General features: G+C 68.4%; 17 protein-coding genes and 1 pseudogene. 7 read left to right on the top strand and 11 right to left on the bottom strand.

Going from position 1 to position 16348, the window contains the following annotated elements:
- Positions 1-13: 13 nt before the first annotated feature.
- From BLQ75_RS09965 to BLQ75_RS09955, 3 genes are read left to right on the top strand one after another with little or no spacing between them, the layout of a single operon-like run.
- A complete protein-coding gene (locus tag BLQ75_RS09965) occupies positions 14-289 on the top strand; it encodes a hypothetical protein (protein ID WP_092600873.1) in 276 nt (91 codons plus the stop codon).
- 9 nt (positions 290-298) lie between these two features.
- Positions 299-1432, top strand: coding sequence for a WXG100 family type VII secretion target (locus tag BLQ75_RS09960; protein ID WP_092600871.1), 1134 nt, complete (start codon positions 299-301; stop codon positions 1430-1432).
- A 54-nt stretch (positions 1433-1486) separates the two neighbouring features.
- Positions 1487-2362: a hypothetical protein gene (locus tag BLQ75_RS09955; protein ID WP_092600869.1), complete on the top strand. Its 876-nt coding sequence runs from the start codon at positions 1487-1489 to the stop codon at positions 2360-2362.
- A 114-nt stretch (positions 2363-2476) separates the two neighbouring features.
- Here the strand turns inward: BLQ75_RS09955 and BLQ75_RS09950 are convergent, their stop codons facing one another.
- Positions 2477-2728 (bottom strand): DUF397 domain-containing protein, encoded by a 252-nt coding sequence (locus tag BLQ75_RS09950; protein ID WP_092600867.1) that lies wholly within the window; start codon positions 2726-2728, stop codon positions 2477-2479.
- Positions 2729-2964: 236 nt separating this feature from the next.
- Between BLQ75_RS09950 and BLQ75_RS09945 the strand changes: the two genes are divergently transcribed.
- Both BLQ75_RS09945 and BLQ75_RS09940 read left to right on the top strand, forming a co-directional pair.
- Positions 2965-3384 carry a hypothetical protein gene (locus BLQ75_RS09945; RefSeq protein WP_092601078.1) on the top strand — a complete coding sequence of 140 codons (420 nt, stop codon included), beginning with the start codon at positions 2965-2967 and terminating at the stop codon, positions 3382-3384.
- Positions 3381-3926: a DUF3558 family protein gene (locus BLQ75_RS09940; RefSeq protein ID WP_342028296.1), complete on the top strand. Its 546-nt coding sequence runs from the start codon at positions 3381-3383 to the stop codon at positions 3924-3926. Before BLQ75_RS09945 ends, BLQ75_RS09940 begins: the two co-directional genes overlap by 4 nt.
- Before the next feature lie 110 nt (positions 3927-4036).
- On the opposite strand, the gene BLQ75_RS09935 is transcribed toward BLQ75_RS09940, so the two are convergent.
- The 3 genes from BLQ75_RS09935 to BLQ75_RS09925 all read right to left on the bottom strand — a co-directional run bounded on the left by BLQ75_RS09935 (position 4037) and on the right by BLQ75_RS09925 (position 5393).
- Positions 4037-4228: a DUF397 domain-containing protein gene (locus BLQ75_RS09935; protein ID WP_092600865.1), complete on the bottom strand. Its 192-nt coding sequence runs from the start codon at positions 4226-4228 to the stop codon at positions 4037-4039.
- Between the two features lie 77 nt (positions 4229-4305).
- Positions 4306-4518, bottom strand: coding sequence for a DUF397 domain-containing protein (locus BLQ75_RS09930; protein ID WP_092600863.1), 213 nt, complete (start codon positions 4516-4518; stop codon positions 4306-4308).
- A complete protein-coding gene (locus BLQ75_RS09925) occupies positions 4518-5393 on the bottom strand; it encodes a helix-turn-helix domain-containing protein (RefSeq protein ID WP_092600861.1) in 876 nt (291 codons plus the stop codon). Before BLQ75_RS09925 ends, BLQ75_RS09930 begins: the two co-directional genes overlap by 1 nt.
- 151 nt (positions 5394-5544) lie before the next feature.
- On the opposite strand from BLQ75_RS09925, the gene BLQ75_RS09920 reads away from it, so the two are divergent.
- Positions 5545-5865, top strand: a complete 321-nt coding sequence (locus BLQ75_RS09920) for a hypothetical protein (RefSeq protein ID WP_092601074.1) — start codon at positions 5545-5547, stop codon at positions 5863-5865.
- Positions 5866-6190: 325 nt separating this feature from the next.
- Here BLQ75_RS09920 and BLQ75_RS24700 read toward each other — a convergent pair.
- The 4 genes and pseudogenes from BLQ75_RS24700 to pgsA form a co-directional block, all read right to left on the bottom strand.
- A pseudogene (locus BLQ75_RS24700) lies at positions 6191-7580 on the bottom strand (amidase).
- 2 nt (positions 7581-7582) lie between these two features.
- Positions 7583-9037 carry a sodium:solute symporter family protein gene (locus tag BLQ75_RS09910; protein ID WP_092600859.1) on the bottom strand — a complete coding sequence of 485 codons (1455 nt, stop codon included), beginning with the start codon at positions 9035-9037 and terminating at the stop codon, positions 7583-7585.
- Positions 9034-9243, bottom strand: a complete 210-nt coding sequence (locus BLQ75_RS09905) for a hypothetical protein (RefSeq protein WP_211481272.1) — start codon at positions 9241-9243, stop codon at positions 9034-9036. Before BLQ75_RS09905 ends, BLQ75_RS09910 begins: the two co-directional genes overlap by 4 nt.
- Before the next feature lie 366 nt (positions 9244-9609).
- Positions 9610-10215 (bottom strand): phosphatidylinositol phosphate synthase, encoded by a 606-nt coding sequence (gene pgsA, locus BLQ75_RS09900; protein WP_092600857.1) that lies wholly within the window; start codon positions 10213-10215, stop codon positions 9610-9612.
- Between the two features lie 193 nt (positions 10216-10408).
- On the opposite strand from pgsA, the gene BLQ75_RS09895 reads away from it, so the two are divergent.
- Positions 10409-10948: a YceI family protein gene (locus BLQ75_RS09895; protein WP_092600855.1), complete on the top strand. Its 540-nt coding sequence runs from the start codon at positions 10409-10411 to the stop codon at positions 10946-10948.
- Between the two features lie 295 nt (positions 10949-11243).
- On the opposite strand, the gene BLQ75_RS09890 is transcribed toward BLQ75_RS09895, so the two are convergent.
- From BLQ75_RS09890 to BLQ75_RS09880, 3 genes are all read right to left on the bottom strand, one after another.
- The gene (locus BLQ75_RS09890; RefSeq protein WP_092601070.1) at positions 11244-11819 is read right to left on the bottom strand and encodes an HIT family protein; all 576 of its coding nucleotides are present in this window, start codon (positions 11817-11819) and stop codon (positions 11244-11246) included.
- Between the two features lie 50 nt (positions 11820-11869).
- Positions 11870-13894 carry a threonine--tRNA ligase gene (gene thrS / locus BLQ75_RS09885; RefSeq protein WP_092600853.1) on the bottom strand — a complete coding sequence of 675 codons (2025 nt, stop codon included), beginning with the start codon at positions 13892-13894 and terminating at the stop codon, positions 11870-11872.
- Between the two features lie 249 nt (positions 13895-14143).
- Positions 14144-16345: a putative bifunctional diguanylate cyclase/phosphodiesterase gene (locus tag BLQ75_RS09880; protein WP_092600851.1), complete on the bottom strand. Its 2202-nt coding sequence runs from the start codon at positions 16343-16345 to the stop codon at positions 14144-14146.
- Positions 16346-16348: the final 3 nt, after the last annotated feature.

Here is a 16348-nt window from a genome sequence, read left to right as displayed (position 1 = left end):
TGGGTGCGTTTCGATGGGATACGAGGTCGATCCCGGAGAGCTCGACAATCTCGCGGGGTCGTTGCGGGACGGAAGCGATTCCGTCGAGGAGCTGGGGAGCGCGCCCGGTGTTCCCGATGCCGGGCCACTCAGTTCCGAGATGGGCAAGCTGATGAGTTTGCTCACCGGAGCGGCGGGAGAACTGTCGACCGGGGTGGCCGCTGCCGCTGATGCGGTCTCCGAGGGCGGTCGCGTCTACGTCGAGAACGAGGAGTTCGCCGAACGAAACTTGCCGAGTACGGGAGGCTGAGGAGGCGGCGTGCCGATCGACACCAGAATCGAGGGGGACCCGGAGAGCATCCGGAGCGCTGCCCGTTGGCTGCGTTCGGACCTCGCTGCCGCCGTGCACGACTGCGCATCGCGCAACCACCGCGTCCGGACTCGCTCGGAACGAGTCTGGCGTGGTGACGCCGGGGAAGCGTTTCGGGGCACGTTGGGACGTATCGCCCCCGGCGTCGATGAGCTGGCAGGCGACATCGACGGTGTGGGCCGTTCTTTCGAGCGCTACGCGGACGACCTCCACACGGCGCAGCAGGGAATGCGGCGGGCGAGGGACATCGCTGTCGGAGCGGGACTGCGGGTGACCGACACCAAGATCTTCGATCCGGGAAGCCCGCCCGCGGCTCCGCGAGAACTGCCCGACGATGCCACTCCGCGGCAGACGCGGGCGTATGACGCCATTGTCTCGGCGCAACAGGCTCACGCACGGAAGGCCGCTGCCTATGCCGAGGCCGAGCAGGAAGCGAACAAGTCCCGTTCGTTGCTGCTGAGCGCGAAAAGATACGCGGAGAAGTACTGGAACGACCTCTGGAACAAGAGGTACATCCACGCCACGGATTTCACCAACGGCGTGGTGGGAGGGCTGGTCGCCAGGAACACGAGCATCATGCGCGCGGAAGCGAACCGGCTCGACGCCGAGGCCAGGACAGCCGAGTCGCGCTATCTCAGATCGCCCGGCGGCAGTGCCGAGTCGAAGTTCCAGACCCAGCAACAGATGGCCAAGGCGAGCCAGGCCGAGGACACACGGGTTCGAGCGGGCAGGTTCGCACGCCGTGTCGGCGGAAAGCTCCCCGTGGTCGGCCTGGGGATAACCGCCGTCGGGATCGGCTACGACATCCACACCGGAAAACCACCGGGCAAAGCCGTGTTCTCGGGACTCGCAGGAGCCGGTGCCGCGGCGCTGGTGGCCTCCACACCGGTCGGTTGGGGCGCGTTGGCCGCTGTCGGAGTGGGGATCGGTGTCGGCGTGGCGGCCGACTTCGTCTACGACGCCCTCCCGCAGAACGTGCGGGACAAAATCAACGAAGGAGTCAAGGCGGTCGGTGATGCTGTATCGAATGCGGCGGGAGCGGTCGGTGACGCGGTCTCGGACGCTTGGAACGCGGTGTTCTGACCGGGTACCGCTCCTTCGGGCCGGTCCGCCGTCGAGGTTGGGAGCTGAGCGGGCGTGTCCGGACTCGACAGGCAGCTGACCCGACACCTGCCCTGGCCGGACGAGTGGCCCACCCCCGACGGGTTGAAGGACCGGGCCAGGGCCACGGCGTTCGCTGTCCTGGGGGTGGGATCGGCGATCGCGGCCGTGATCGCCCTGTCGGCGAACCCACCGGACGCCCGGGGCGTGATCATGGCGGCGTGCGCTCCACTTCTCCTCGGTTTCGCAGGTATCGCGGTGCTCACCCGAGTGCGGGTCCGCGACCGCGGTATCGCCTCGGTACACCTCGCACGCATCGGAGACCCGGCCTCCGAAGCGGTCGTGATCCCGTACTCGCGGGGACTCACGTCCACTTACGTGGTCATGACCGCGTCCATGCTCGCGTTGTTCGGGTTCTTCGCCACGATCTCCCTACTCATCATCACAGATGATGGTTCCGGTGACGGGAGCATGATCCTGCTGTTCGTCGCCAGCGGGACGGCCACGCTCTACCTGCTCCTGCTGGTTGTCGAAGCGCTCCGGGGGGCACTGAGCCGTGGGGTTCTGGCTCTCGCGCCCACGGGTGTCTACCACCGCTCCTGGGCCTTCACGAGCTTCTTCTCCTGGGAAAGCGTCATATCGGTGACAGCGGGCACGACAGGGGGACAGTTGATCACCGCCGCTGTCTACGACAACAGCACACCGTACTTTCACCGCCGTTCCCGCATGTGGCGGCAGCCCGAACTGTCATTGGCGCCGCACCTGGGCGTGCAAGGGGTGAATCTGTCCGTGGACCCCGCTCTCGCCTACCATGCGCTGCACTACTACCAGCGACATCCGGAAATGCGAGCCGAGCTGGGCAGTCAAGCGGGAGTGGACCGCATCCGCAGCGCGAACCTCATCGAACACTGAGAGTCGGAGAAGGGAGCAGTGGGCGACGGCCGTGCGGAGTTCCCGCGTGGTGCCGCGAGCACGTGATCGCTCGGATGGTCACGCGAGATCACGCGGCCACGGTCGGGGCGCCGTTCACGGGCAGACCAGGGGATCGTTCGGCCGGGGCCGCCGGATTCGGCGCAGCGAGCGCAGGAACGCCGTCCACGCCCGACGGTCGAACAACAACGCCGGACCGTGCGGACGCTTGGAATCCCGCACCGCCGCGATCTCACCGCCCGGCAGGGTCGCTGTCTCGACGCATTGCCCACCATTGGGACCACTGTGGCTGCTGCGGCTCCACCTGACGGTTAATTCGGCCGCGTTCCGAACACACCCGTACCGCATCACGTGATCTCCTTAGCGAGCTCGGACAGGAAGTCGGCTGACTCCGCCGGGGACAACGCCTGCTCGGCCAACGACTCCATCACTAGGCGATACGGCGCCGGACTCGCTACGACCACGCGGGTAGAACAACCACGACGACGAAATCGGGGCCAGCATGGGTGCTGGTTCGACTAGGGTGACCGGGAGCGAGTGGGATCGCGTGCGGTGAGCGTGCTCGGGACGTGACGGGAGTCGTGATGGCGGAGCTGAACGCCGATCCGTCCGGTTTCGAGGGTGCCGGAGCGGCGCTGCGGTCGATCCGGGACGAGAACTCCTGGATCCAGCGGCAGATCTCCGGCGGCGGGCTGAGCATGGAACCGCAGGCCGCCGACGACGCGGCGGCGGTGTACGAACGCGAAGCCGAAGAAGCCGATAAGTTAGTCCGATCTGCTATCGAGTTGCAACAGGTCAACGGGCTGGGAGACTACCTGTCGGGCCAGCAGTTGACTGCCAAGTTCAGTCAGAAGGCGAGCAACGGTTCGACCGGCGCGGCGAATCTGTTGAAACAGTTCGCCGAAGAATTGCGTCGCAAGGCTGATTTGTCCAGGCAGACCAAGAAAAACTATCAGACTACCGATGAACAGGCTGCCGATGATCTGCGGAGAGGCGCGGAGTGAGGGTGTGGACGCGGTCGGTGTTGACGGCTGTTTTTGGAACGGCGTTGATCGGGGTCTCCGCGTGTTCCCCGGGAGAAGGTGCTGGTGATGGTTCGCCGGAGACGAGTGGGACCACACCTTCGGGGGAAGCATTGGCGAGTGTGAAGCCGTGTGAGATATTGCCAGAGGAAACTCTGAAATCCTTCGGGCTAGAGCCTCCTGGGGAGCCCACCAGCACGTTACCTTGGAAGCCGGGATGCGACTACAGTGGTCAGCCAGTTGGAGCGCGCCTGGGGAAGAATGACCGTCAAACGGTTGATTCAGCCGAACAGAAAACATCCTGGGCCGAGTTCGAGCGCGTTCAAGTCAATGGGCGAGAGGGAGCTCGATTCATTACAAAAGGCGCAACGAAGGCGCAGAGTTGTGGTGTGATGTTCAATTCTGGCGAGGGAGTGGTACAAGTGATTACTACTGAGTCTGGCCGCCCCTACAACACTGATGAATGCCAGAAGGCGTTGGAGATCGCGAAGAAGGTGGAGTCGAACGTTCCTGAGCCCAGGTGAATGGGTGTCGTGGCACGCTGTGTCTGTAGGCGTACCTCGGCCGCTGCGAGAGCGTGGGCGCGGGGCAGCGCCTCCGGCGGTGTCGGAGGCGCTGTGTCGCCGGGGTTGTCTCAGTGGAACCGGTCGGCCTTGACCGCGTGCGGGAACGCCTGCCACTGCGTGCTCGTGGTGGTGAAGTAGCCGAGCCAGCGGTCCTTGCCGTCGCGGACCGCCGCGCCGTCGCCGACCCGGCTGAGCTCGACGCGACCGCTGTTCGGCCCGGACCGGCTCGACTTCCGCCATCCGCGCGGGAGTGCCTTCATACCCGCCCTGCCGTCCCGTCGCTGGTTTCGTCGGTGAGCCCGGCCGGGTTGTCCGGGCCCACCGCACACCGCCGGACTCAGCGCAGCGAACGCAGGAACGCCGTCCACGCCCGACGGTCGAACAACAACGCCGGACCGTGCGGACACTTGGAATCCCGCACCGCCGCGATCTCACCACCCGACAGAGAAGCCGCCTCCACACACGATCCCCCATTGGGGCCACTGCGGCTGCTGCGCCGCCAGGACACTCCGGCCAACTCGGCCGCGTTCCGAACACACCCGTACCGCATCACGTGATCTCCTTAGCGAGCTCGGACAGAAACTCGGCTGACTCCGCCGGGGACAACGCCTGCTCGGCCAACGACTCGAACACCCCGTTGAACATCGCCACCTCATCGACCTCCTCCAGGTAGATCCCACCCCGCTGGTTCTCCAGATACACCACGCCGGGATCACCGACGCGCGGAAATCCCAGCCACTGGAAAGAGCCGAGATGACCTCGATGCGGCCCCACGACGAACGGCAGCACCTGAACGGTGACATTCTCCCACCGGCCCGCCCGCGCCAGATAACGCAGTTGTTCACGCATCACCTCCGCGTCGCCCACCCGTCGTCGCAGCGCCGCCTCGTCGACCACCGCGTGCATCCACAGCGGATCCTCGAGGCGCCAGAGCGCCTCCTGGCGCCGCAGCCGGGCCTCGACCAGCTCGCGCACCTCGACGTCGGAAGGGCCGTCCTCGCTACGCACCAGGGCCTCGACGTAGGGGCGGGTCTGCAGGATGCCGGGCGGGAAGCCCAACTCCCACTCCCGGATACGGTCGGCGCCCCACTCCAGTCCGACGTAGAGCGAGAACCAGTCCGGCACCGCGCGGTTGCCGTCCCACCAGCCCTTCTCCTTGGCCAGTTCGGCCAGCCGCAGGTACCACTCGACGCGATCGGCCGGGACCTCGAAGAGCGCGAGCATCACCTCCAGGTCAGGACCGCTGATCGTGTTGCGCATGCTCTCCATATGAGCGACTTTCGCGGTGCCACATCGAAGTCGCTTCGCGACGTCGCTCTGCTTGAGTCCGGCGGCATCACGCAAGCGTCGGACTTCTTCTGCCAACCAACGTCGCCCGACAGTCGGGCTGACAGTCGGAATCTCCGGCAGTTCAACGTGGTTCACATCTACTCCTGGTAACCACTCAAGCTCGAACGCAGAACTCACCCAAACAGGGAGTAGTGTCAGCAAATTTTGCTATGTATATTTCAACACGACGGTGATCTACTCCACATCATCGTTGCCACTCGTCACGAACACCGCCAAGGAGATAACCATGCGTAATGCCATGACGCTGTACCGGGTGGTCAATCCCGACTCGTTGGGTTCCTACACCGAACTGCTGCACCACGAGCCCACCGAGCACCGTGTGGACGACGCCGCCGCGTGGCCCCGGCTGCGTGAGTGGGCGCTGGCCGTGCTGGGCCGCACCGAAGAACGGTTCGGGATGTACCAGATCGCGATCATGCCGCTGAACGCGCGCGGCCGGCCCGACGAGAACGCCTTCCACGACCTCATCGCCGACGACGTCGAGGTCCTCGAGGACTACCTGTGCTGGTCCGGATGCTCCGAACTCGTTCCCGCACCGGGGAGGTGAGTTTCCGGCCGGTCCGCTTGGGTGGTTGCTCGGCGGAACCTCGCGGCTGGCCGAGCTGGGTGAGTGGTGGGAGTGCGAGCCGCGAGGGGGCTGGGAGTGCGGTCTGCGGGGGTGGTTGGTGTTCGACTTCGGGACCGAAGTCGAACCGCTTGAAGCGGAACGAAAAATCGACACCCGACCGGGAAGGCCCACCACACGCGCCGGTCTCGCTCCGTCTTACGTGGATCACTGGAATACCGGGGAAAACGCCGTTGCGCCGAACCTGAAAACCGCGAGGGCGGAAGTTCGGCACAGTGCCGCGGCGGAAAGTACCGCTCCGGTCGGCTCAGGTCCCGTCGGCGGCCCGCTCGAAGGCGTGCGCGACCCGGAGCAGCTCGAAGTCCTCCCGGTACCGGCCCACGAGCTGCACCCCGACCGGCAGCCCGTCGGCGGTGGAACCCGCCGGAACGGACAGCGCCGGATGGCCGAGCACGGACACGTACGAGCACGAGGCCATCCAGTCCAGGTAGTCCCGCCCGGCCACTCCGGCCACCTCGCGCGGGTACTCCAGCTCCGCGTCGAACGGCGGAAGCTGGCTCACCGGCAGCAGCAGCACGTCGTGGTCACCGAAGAACACCCGTGCCCGGTGGTAGAGCTCGGCCCGCGTCACGGCGGCCCGCCCCAGATCGGGCCCGGACAACTTCCGCCCCTCCTCGATGTTGGCCGCCAGGCTCGGCTTCACCAGCTCCGGGGACTCGTCCAGCAACCGCCCCAGCGACAGCTCGAACTGCCAGGCCCGCAGCGTCCGGAACGTCTCGTCGGCACCGGTGAAGTCCGGGCAGGCCTCCTCCACCCGGCACCCGAGCTCGGCGAACCGCTCGGCAGCGGCAAGCACCACCTCGGCCACCTCGGATTCCACCGGGACACTTCCGCCGAGATCGGCGGACCAGCCGATCCGCAGCCCGCGAAGGTCGCGGTCGAGTTCACCGGCCGACGTCGAGGCGGGCTGGTGCGCCGAGAGCGGGGCCCGCTCGTCGGCGCCCGCCATCACCGACAGCAGCAACGCGACGTCGGCCACCGTGCGGGCCATCGGTCCCTGCGTCGAGAGCGGCGACCAGGGTGTCGGGTTCGGGTAGCTCGGCACCAGCCCGGGGGGACGGGCGCAGCCCGACCACGCCGCAGAAGGACGCGGGATTGCGCAGCGAACCGCCCATGTCGCTGCCGTCGGCCAACGGTTGCATGCCGCTGGCCAGCGCGGCAGCCGCCCCGCCGCTGCTGCCGCCCGCCGACCGGCTGGGGTCGTGGGGATTGCGCGTCACCCCGAACACCGGGTTGAAGGTGTGGGAACCGGCGCCGAACTCGGGGACGTTGGTCTTGCCGAGGCGGATCGAACCAGCGGCACGCAACCGGGCGACGAGCAGCTCGTCCTCCGCCGGGACGTGCTCACGCATCGCGGGGGATCCGAAAGTGGTCCGTACTCCCCCGGTGAGGTGGGTGTCCTTGTGCGCCATCGGCAAGCCGTGCAGCGCACCGACGGGCTCACCGCGTGCGAGACGCCGGTCGGCCTCACCGGCCTCGCGCCGGGCGCGCTGCTCGGTCAGGGTGACGATCGCGTTGATCCCGGGGTTGCGTTCCTCGACGCGCGCCAGGTGCGCCTCCAGGACCTCCCGGGGGGAGAGTTCGCGACGTCGTAACGCGGCGCGCAGCGCCGTGGCGGACATCTCGCGGATGTTCATGATCACTTCCTCGCGGGTTGGGGCCGTTCCACGGACGTGGCCGGGATGCCCTCGTTCCGGGAACGGGCGCGTCGGAGGAACTCCGCCGTCGCGGCCACGGCGATGTTGACCGCGAGACCGAACAGTCCGACGTTGACGTCGCCCGTGGCGACGTCGGCGAACGTCAGCCACACGACGACGAGCTCACCGGCGAGCAGCCCGGACATCGCCGACCGTGCGGACAACCACGGACGCTCCCCGAGCGCCGCGACGAAGGACGGCGCCAGCTGGGCCAGCCCGCTGAAGGTCAGCAGCAGCAGGTTGGCCAGCAGGTCCGGCCGGACGATGCCCAGCACGAGCGCCAGCACCGCCACCACCACGACGACTCCGTGATTGACCGCCAGGCTCAGCCGGTGGTCACGCGCGCGCACGACGTTGTTGGCGACCAGAGTGGACATTCCCATGCACAGCGCCGCCGCGGGCACCATCGCCGCCGAGGCCGCAGCGACCGCGACCACCCCGGTGACCCAGTCCGGCAGCGCACCGGCGGCGAGCGTGAGCAGCACACCGTCGCCGTCAGTCCCCGGGGGAAGCACGAGCGCTCCGGTGTAGCCGATGAGGATCGGCAGGATGATCACGACCTGGTACAGCGGCAGGAACATGTAGTTGCGCCGCAGCGCGCGCGGCCCGCCCGCCGACAGCAGCGGGGGCCACAGGTGCGGCAGCGTCAGGAACATACTGCCGATGGTGCTGATCAGCATCCCGGTGAACCACCACACCGGACCGTACTCACCACCCGAGACCCGCAGCATCTCCGGTCTGCTCGTGCCGATCTCGGCGAACACCGAGCCGATCCCGCCCGCGTAGTGCAGGGGTATCACCACCGCGAGCACCACCATCGCGAGGAGTATCAGCGCGTCCTTGAGGTAGGCGGTGGCCGCGACACCGCGAATGCCGGACCACAGCACGAACAGCACGGTCAACCCCGTGGCCACGACCATGCTCAGCGTCCCGCTGCTCTCGCTGCCGGTGACCAGCGTGACGATCATGCCCAGCCCGGTGATCTGCAACTGGAGGTAGGGCAGCAGGAAGACCACTCCGGTGACCGCGACCAGGGTGCCGAACGCCCCGCTGTCGTAGCGGTGCTCGTAGAAGTCGGCCTGGGTCACGTAGCCGTGCCGACTGCCCAGCCGCCACACCCTCGGCCCCAGGAAGTACAGCCCCACGAAGGCCAGCGGCATGTAGGGAACGGCGTAGGTGGCCGCCGCGCCACCGGTGAACGCGAGACCGGCCACCCCCAGGAAGGTGAAGGTCGTGAAGACCTCCCCCGCCTGGAGGAACCACGTGGTGAGGACGCCGAACCCCCGGTTGCCGACGGCCCACTGCGACAGCTCGGTGGTTCTGCCGCGACGTCCCAGGAAACCGAGCACTCCGATCAGGAGCATTCCCGCGAGCGCGACGCCGAACGTGACGGTCATCGGCCTTCACCGCCGTTCCCGTCACCCCTCCCCCACTCCACGACCGCCAGTGCGGGTGGGATGAGCATCACCCAGACCGATATCCAGACGAACAGCGACGGCACCCCGAACCACAGCCGTGCCGTGTTGACGAACGGCAGCCACACCGACGCGAGCAACGCGACGACCGGCAGCAGTGGAACCAACAGGACGGCTCCGCGTTTCACGATCCCTCCTCGTAGGATGCCGGGGCGAGCCGACCAGGACGCCCGCTCGGCGGAACCCCCACCCCCGTGGAGCGAACCGCCGAGGGCCTGGAGGCGGAACGCCCGGCTCCGTCGGAGCGAACGAGAACCGCGGCCGCCCAAACCCGATCACCGCCCCACGAAACCACGATCACTCCGCGTCGCCAAGCGGCCACCTGGATGCGAACCACGACGGTCCGCGTCGAGGTGGTGTTCGCCCGGTCCGCGGCATCACGTTCGGGAAGATCGGGAAGGCGACCCGCTCACCACCGCCTCGGTCACCGCGCGGATTCGACCGGGGCTCCCCGGCCACCGTTCGGGTGCCACGTCCACGAGCGAGTGGCCCGCTCAACCACCGCGTCGTCCCCGATACGCGCCGAACAGCCGCTGGCCGACGGTGAACACCGACATCGCCGCCAGCCCCCACAGCGCGACGTCGAGCACGTAGGGGACCCCCATACCGTGCAGACCGGTGCCCACCAGCAGGACAACCAGCCGCTCGGCTCGTTCCGCCACCCCGGCCGTGGCCGAGATGCCCTGGGCCTCGGCCCTGGCCTTGACGTAGGAGATGACCTGTGCGGCCACCAGGGAGATCAACAGGGCGAGCCCGCGCACCTCGTCCCCGGTGGTCACCAGCGCCCACCACAGCAGTGCCCCGAACACGGCCCCGTCGGCTATCCGGTCGCAGCCCGCGTCCAGCACGGCCCCGAAGTCACCACCGCTGCCCCGCGCCCGGGCCATCGCCCCGTCGAGCAGGTCGAACAGCAGGAAGACGGTCACCACCAGGGTTCCCGCAAGCAGGAAGCCGGGCGGGAACAGCGTCACGGCGGCCAGGACGCTGCAACCGGTCCCCACCACTGTCACTACGTTGGGTGACACACGGTGTCGCACCAGCCAACCACCGATCGGATCGGTGAGCCTGGAAACCGAGGATCGCGCGAAAACGTTCAACATCGCTTCGTTTCATCCGCCGCCATGCGGGCGATCGCCCGCACCGCGAAGCCTAACCGGCGACAATCGGTGGGCCGAAGCGCACCACGCGCCACGCGCACGGCGAATGAGGTCCGCCACAGCCGGGATGGTTCGAGCACGAACAACCGTTCCCTTCTCCGGAAAGCCCGTTCCCCGACACTCAGGAGGTCCGAACATGACCGAAACCGCTCCCGTCCCCGGCTACACCGTGGGCACCTGGGACATCGACGCGGTGCACTCCGACGTCGAGTTCACCCTGCGCCACATGGGAGTGGGGCGCTCGCGCGGGCGTTTCGACAAGTTCGAGGGCCAGATCGTCACGGCGGAGAACCCGCTGGAGTCGAGCGTCACCGCCACCATCGACACCGCCTCGGTCAACACCGGCAACGCCGACAGGGACGCCCACGTGCGCAACGAGGACTTCCTGGACACGGCCAACCACCCGACCGCGACCTTCCGCTCCACCGGAATCCGCCAGGACGGTGACGAGTGGGTCATCGACGGCGACTTCACCCTGCACGGCGTCACCCTGCCGGTCTCCCTGGAAGTCGAGCCCGGCGGCATCACGGACACCGCCGACGGCGGCAAGATGCTGGGACTGTCCGCGAGCACCACGCTGAACCGCACCGACTTCAAGGTCGGCCCCGACGGCGGCGCGATGCTCGGCGAGAAAGTGAAGATCACCCTGGAGATCGAGGCCACCCTGCGGAAGTGACACCGAAGTGACACCGGCGAGAGCCCGGCGCGCTTCGTCGTGGCGGACCTCGCGGAGCCCCGAACCTCGCGGCCCCGCCCGGGCGGCGTATCCCGCCCCCTCGCTCCGGCGGAGGCGGCTCCGGGCGGGCACCGCTGCCGAACCGGCCGCCCGGCGATCACAACCGGGCCCGGTGGAGCACCGCCGGGGAACCATCGGGGTCGCGCGTCAGTCCGCGCGACCCCGATCTCGCGCTCGCACCCGCCCGCGTTCCGTCATACCGGATCCCGTGGGGCCGGTCCCGGGCGGCGGAGCCTCAGTCCAACCGCTGCCAGGCGTCGGAGAGCAGCTCGCGGGTGTCGCCCAGCAGTTGGGGCAACACCCGGGTGTGACCGATCACCGGCATGAAGTTGGAGTCCCCTCCCCAGCGGGGGACGACGTGCTGGTGCAGGTGCGCGGCGATACCCGCACCCGCCACCGGCCCCTGGTTCAGGCCGATGTTGAACCCGTGCGGCGCCGAGACGCTCCGGATCACCCGCATGGCGCGCTGGGTGAACCCGGCCACGGCCACCGTCTCCTCGTCGGTCAGGTCGGTGTAGTCGGCGACGTGTCGGTACGGCAGCACCATCAGGTGCCCCGGGTTGTAGGGGTAGAGGTTCAGCACCGCGAACACGAGCTCGTCCCGGGCCACGATGAGCGTCTCGTCGTCGGAACGCTCGTCGCCGAGCAGATGGCAGAACGGGCACCCGTCGCTGTTGTCCCCGGTGGGTTTGTTCTCACCCTGGATGTAGGTCAACCGGTGCGGGGTCCACAGCCGCTGCAACGCGTCCGGAACCCCGATGCCGTGCTGCGTGGCCGTCTCGGGCCCTGACTCCTGCCCGGAGCCTCCCATTCCTGTCACGGGCTTCTCCGACTCGTCATCGGCGCCGTTGGGCAGTCGTGTCACACGAGCTCCGCTCCGAAGTTCTCCGCCGTGGGCGAGGCGTTCTCACGACGCTCGACCCAGTGGGAGAGGGCCGCCACGGCCTGCTCGACCGGGACCGCGTTGAGCTGACTGCCGTCACGGAACCGGAACGAGACCGCGTCGGCCTCGACGTCCTTGCCCCCAGCCAGCAGGAGGAAGGGCACCTTCTGGGTGGTGTGGTTGCGGATCTTCTTCTGCATCCGGTCGTCACCACCGTCGATCTCGACCCGCAGTCCCTTGGACCTCAGGAGGTCGAACACCCGCTCCAGGTGCGGCACGTGCTCGTCCGCGATGGGGATGCCGACCGCCTGCACCGGCGCCAGCCAAGCCGGGAAGGCACCGGCGTAGTGCTCGGTGAGCACCCCGAAGAAGCGTTCGATGGAGCCGAACAGCGCACGGTGGATCTTGATCGGGCGCTGCTTGGAACCGTCCGCGGCGGTGTACTCCAGGTCGAACCGCTCCGGCAGGTCGTAGTCCACCTGGATGGTCGACATCTGCCAGCTCCGCCCCAGCGCGTCCTTGGCCTGCACGGAGATCTTCGGGCCGTAGAACGCGGCCCCACCCGGATCGGGGACCAGTTCCAGCCCCGAGCTCTCGGCGGCCTCCCGCAGCGAGTCGGTGGCGCGCTGCCACTGCTCGTCGGTGCCCGAGTACTTCTCCTCGTTCCTGGTGGACAGCTCCAGGTAGAAGTCCTCCAGACCGTAGTCGCGCAGCAGGTCCAGCACGAACCCCAGCAGCGACTTCAGCTCCTCCTGGAGCTGGTCGGGGCTGCAGTAGATGTGCGCGTCGTCCTGCGTCATCCCGCGCACCCTGGTGAGGCCGTGCACCACGCCGGACTTCTCGTAGCGGTACACCGAGCCGAACTCGAACAACCGCAGCGGCAGCTCCCGGTAGGAACGACCGCGCGAACGGTAGATGAGGTTGTGGAACGGGCAGTTCATCGGCTTGAGGTAGTAGTCCTGCCCGGGCTTGCGCACCTCCCCGTTCTCGTCGCGCTCCTCGTCCAGGTGCATCGGGGGGAACATGCCGTCGGAGTACCAACCGAGGTGTCCGGAGGTCTCGAACAGGGTGCTCTTGGTGATGTGCGGCGAGTTGACGAACTGGTAGCCGGCCTGCTCGTGCCTGCGCCGGGAGTAGTCCTCCAGCTCACGGCGGATGATGCCGCCCTTGGGGTGGAACACCGGCAGCCCGGAACCGATCTCCTCGGGGAAGGAGAACAGGTCCAGCTCCGCCCCCAGCCGACGGTGGTCCCTGCGCTCGGCCTCGGCCAGCCACTCCAGGTGCTCGTCGAGCGCTTCCTTCGATTCCCAGGCCGTCCCGTAGATCCGCTGCAGCTGGCGGTTGCTCTGGTCGCCCCGCCAGTACGCCGCGGCCACGCGGGTGAGCTTGAAGGCGGGCAGGAAACGGGTGTGCGGCACGTGCGGACCGCGGCAGAGGTCGCCCCACACGGTCTGGCCGTGGCGGTCGATGTTGTCGTAGACGGTCAGCTCGCCGTCACCGACCTCCATGACCTCGCTGGTGTCGACCTCGTCGGAACCGGACTTGAGGTCGACGAGTTCGAGCTTGTAGGGCTCCGAGGCCAGCTCGGCACGGGCCTCCTCCAGCGAGCCGAACTCGCGGCGCTCGAACTTCTGCCCGGACTTGACGAGCTGCTTCATGCGCTTCTCCAGCGCCCGCAGGTCCTCCGGGGTGAACGGCCGGTCGACGTCGAAGTCGTAGTAGAAACCGTCCTTGACCGGCGGGCCGATCCCCAGCTTGGCCTCCGGGAACAGCTGCTGGACCGCCTGCGCCAGCACGTGGGCCGTGGAGTGGCGGATGACGCCGCGCCCCTCCTCGGTGTCGGCCGGTACCGCGGTGACCTCGACATCGGTTCCGGGTGCCCAGGCCAGGTCGCGCAGCTGTCCCTCGTCGTCGCGTACGACGACGATCGCCTCGGGGCCTTTGGAAGGCAACCCCGCCTGCTGGACGGCGTCGCCGGCCGTAGTGCCCGCCGGTACCTTCACCCGGGACTCCTGCTGGGCTTGGGGCGGCGAGACTGACACGGTTACTCCTACGGTTTGCTGATCGAACGAACGCGAGCCGAAAACCGCTCCGGCGGCGGCGCCACCGAGACGCCCACCGAATACGGAACTCTCCCGTCGATGCTATCGGGCACCGCCACGGCGCCCACCATCCGGCTCGTGGCTGATTCCGCCCTTCCGCGTCCCCGGCGCACCCGGGACTGCCGCTCGGCTCGGCGGCGAGCGGGAGACTCAGGAACTCGTCCCACCCACCCCCTTCACTGGGGCGGCCAGGGCCCGTTCGACCTCCATGGCCGCGAAGGGCTCCCCGGCGTGGTCACCCTGCACGGCGTGAACACCCATCTCGTGCAGCCGTTCGGCCTGCCGCCGGGTGTGCACCCCGCCCGCCACCACCGACATGTTCAGCAGTCTGGCGGCCGTGACCACGCTGCCCACCAGGTGCTCGTCGAGCGGATCGGTCAGCGGCCGCTCGGAGAGCCGTTCCAGGTAACCACCCGCGATGCGTGCCGAGGTGACCGGCAGCTCCCGGAGTCTGCGGGTGTCGGTGTAGCGGGCACCGAAATCGCGGATCACGAGCGCCGCGCCCAGTTCTCGGACGATTTCGACGGTGTCCACGGGGTCACCCACCTCGTCGAACAGCGCGTCCTCCGGGACTCCCAGCCGCAACCGCTCGGCGGGCATCCCGCTGTCGGCGAGGACGCTCCGGAACTCGTTGACCAGGTCGGGATCGCGGAAATACCTGCCGGAGAGATCGACGGCGACCACGGGAGCCCGCTCCCCCAGCCGCCGCATCCACTCCCCGGCGTGTTCGCAGACCTGCCGCAACAGCCAGTTGCTCAGCCTGGTGATCATCCCGGTGTTCTCCGCCAGCTCGACGAACCACGGCGGGGTGAGCTCGCCGAGTTCGGGGTGGTCCCAGCGCAGCTCGGCGTGCATCGCCACGAGACCACCGTCGTCGAGTCTGCGCACGGGGCGGTACTGCACGAAGAACTCGTTGTTGTCCAGCGCGGCCGGCATCTTGGCCGAGAGCTCGAACCGGCGCCGCGCGGCGCTGTTGCGCTCGGCGTCGAACAGCACCCACTGCGCCTTGCCCTCCTCCTTGGCCCGGTACAGCGTGATGTCGGCCTCGCGCAGCAACCGTTCGGCGTCGGTACCCGCGACCGGCTGTTCCACGACTCCGGCACTGGCGGATGCCTTCAACTCGTGCCCGCCGATCCGCACGGGCCTGCGGATCTCCTCCAGCGTCCGCTCGACCAGCGGCACCATGCCCCGTGGCCCCTCGGTGTCCGGCACGAGCAGCACGAACTCGTCACCGCCCATCCGGGCGGCGAGCGCGCCCCACCGCTCGGCGACGGCCTCCATCCGCCGGGCCACGGCGAGCAGCAGATCGTCGCCGATCGGGTGACCGAGGCTGTCGTTGATCGTCTTGAAGCCGTCCAGGTCGAAGTAGCAGATCCCCACCCGTCGATCGGCGGGGACCGGGGAGAGCGCCTCCTCCATCCGGTTGCGCAACCGGGTGCGGTTGGCCAGCCCGGTCAGGGGATCGGTGCTCGCCTGCAGGTTGAGCCGTTCGTAGAGCAGGTGCCGGTCGGTGACGTCGGCGTAGAGCAACACCTGGTACTCCGGCACACCGTTGCCGTCCCGCACCAGCGCGCCGGAGACCTGGGTCCACACGAGCGTCTCGTCAGGGGCGGTGTAACGGACGTCCACCATGAACCGCTCGGACACCTCGGCGACGAGTTCGTCCTCCTTCTCGCGGAGGGAGTCACCGTACTCGGCGTCACACAGCTCCAGCACGTGCCTGCCGAGCAGCTCGGGGCCGGTGGTGCGGAAGATCACCCCCATCGAGTCGTTGACGTCCTGTATCAGGCCGTCCAGTCCCACGATGGCGATCCCCAGCGCGGAGGAGTTGAACACCGCCCGGAAACGTGCCTCGCTGGCACGCAGCGCCTCCTCGGCGTCGTCCCGGGCCTGGCGCACCGCCCGTTGGATGACGTCCTGATCGGCGAGCACGCGTCGCCGAACGGCCCCGACGAACCCCTCGCCGAGCGAGGCGAGCAGCCCGACCGTCCGTTCGGAGGTCTCGGCCGGGGGACGTCCCAGCTCCCGCGCCAACCCGGGCAACCGCGAACCGAGCAGTTCGAGCGTGCGGCGCAGCGCGAGGGGATCGACGAGGTGGACCCCGGCCAGGTCGGCTCCGACCTCGGCCGCGGCCCCGGCGTCGAAGGGCTCCGCCGCGAGGGCCGACAGCAGTCGCTCGGTCCGCTCCTCCAGGAAGCTCCACAGCTCGGGACGGCTCATCGGCACGTAACTGGTGCCGAGCACCGTGCGCGCCCACTGTCGCGCGAACTCCGCCACCCGCGGGTCCGGCGTCCCCTCTCCGGCGGGGGCGGCCGTGTCGGAGCGCTCCGCTTCCGAGGGAGTGTCGTTCATGAG

Origin of the sequence: Actinopolyspora xinjiangensis (assembly GCF_900104475.1) — a bacterium.
Classification (GTDB): domain Bacteria; phylum Actinomycetota; class Actinomycetes; order Mycobacteriales; family Pseudonocardiaceae; genus Actinopolyspora; species Actinopolyspora xinjiangensis.
The sequence above is the reverse complement of the archived record's forward strand: the minus strand, read 5'-3'. Positions and strand labels throughout refer to the sequence as shown.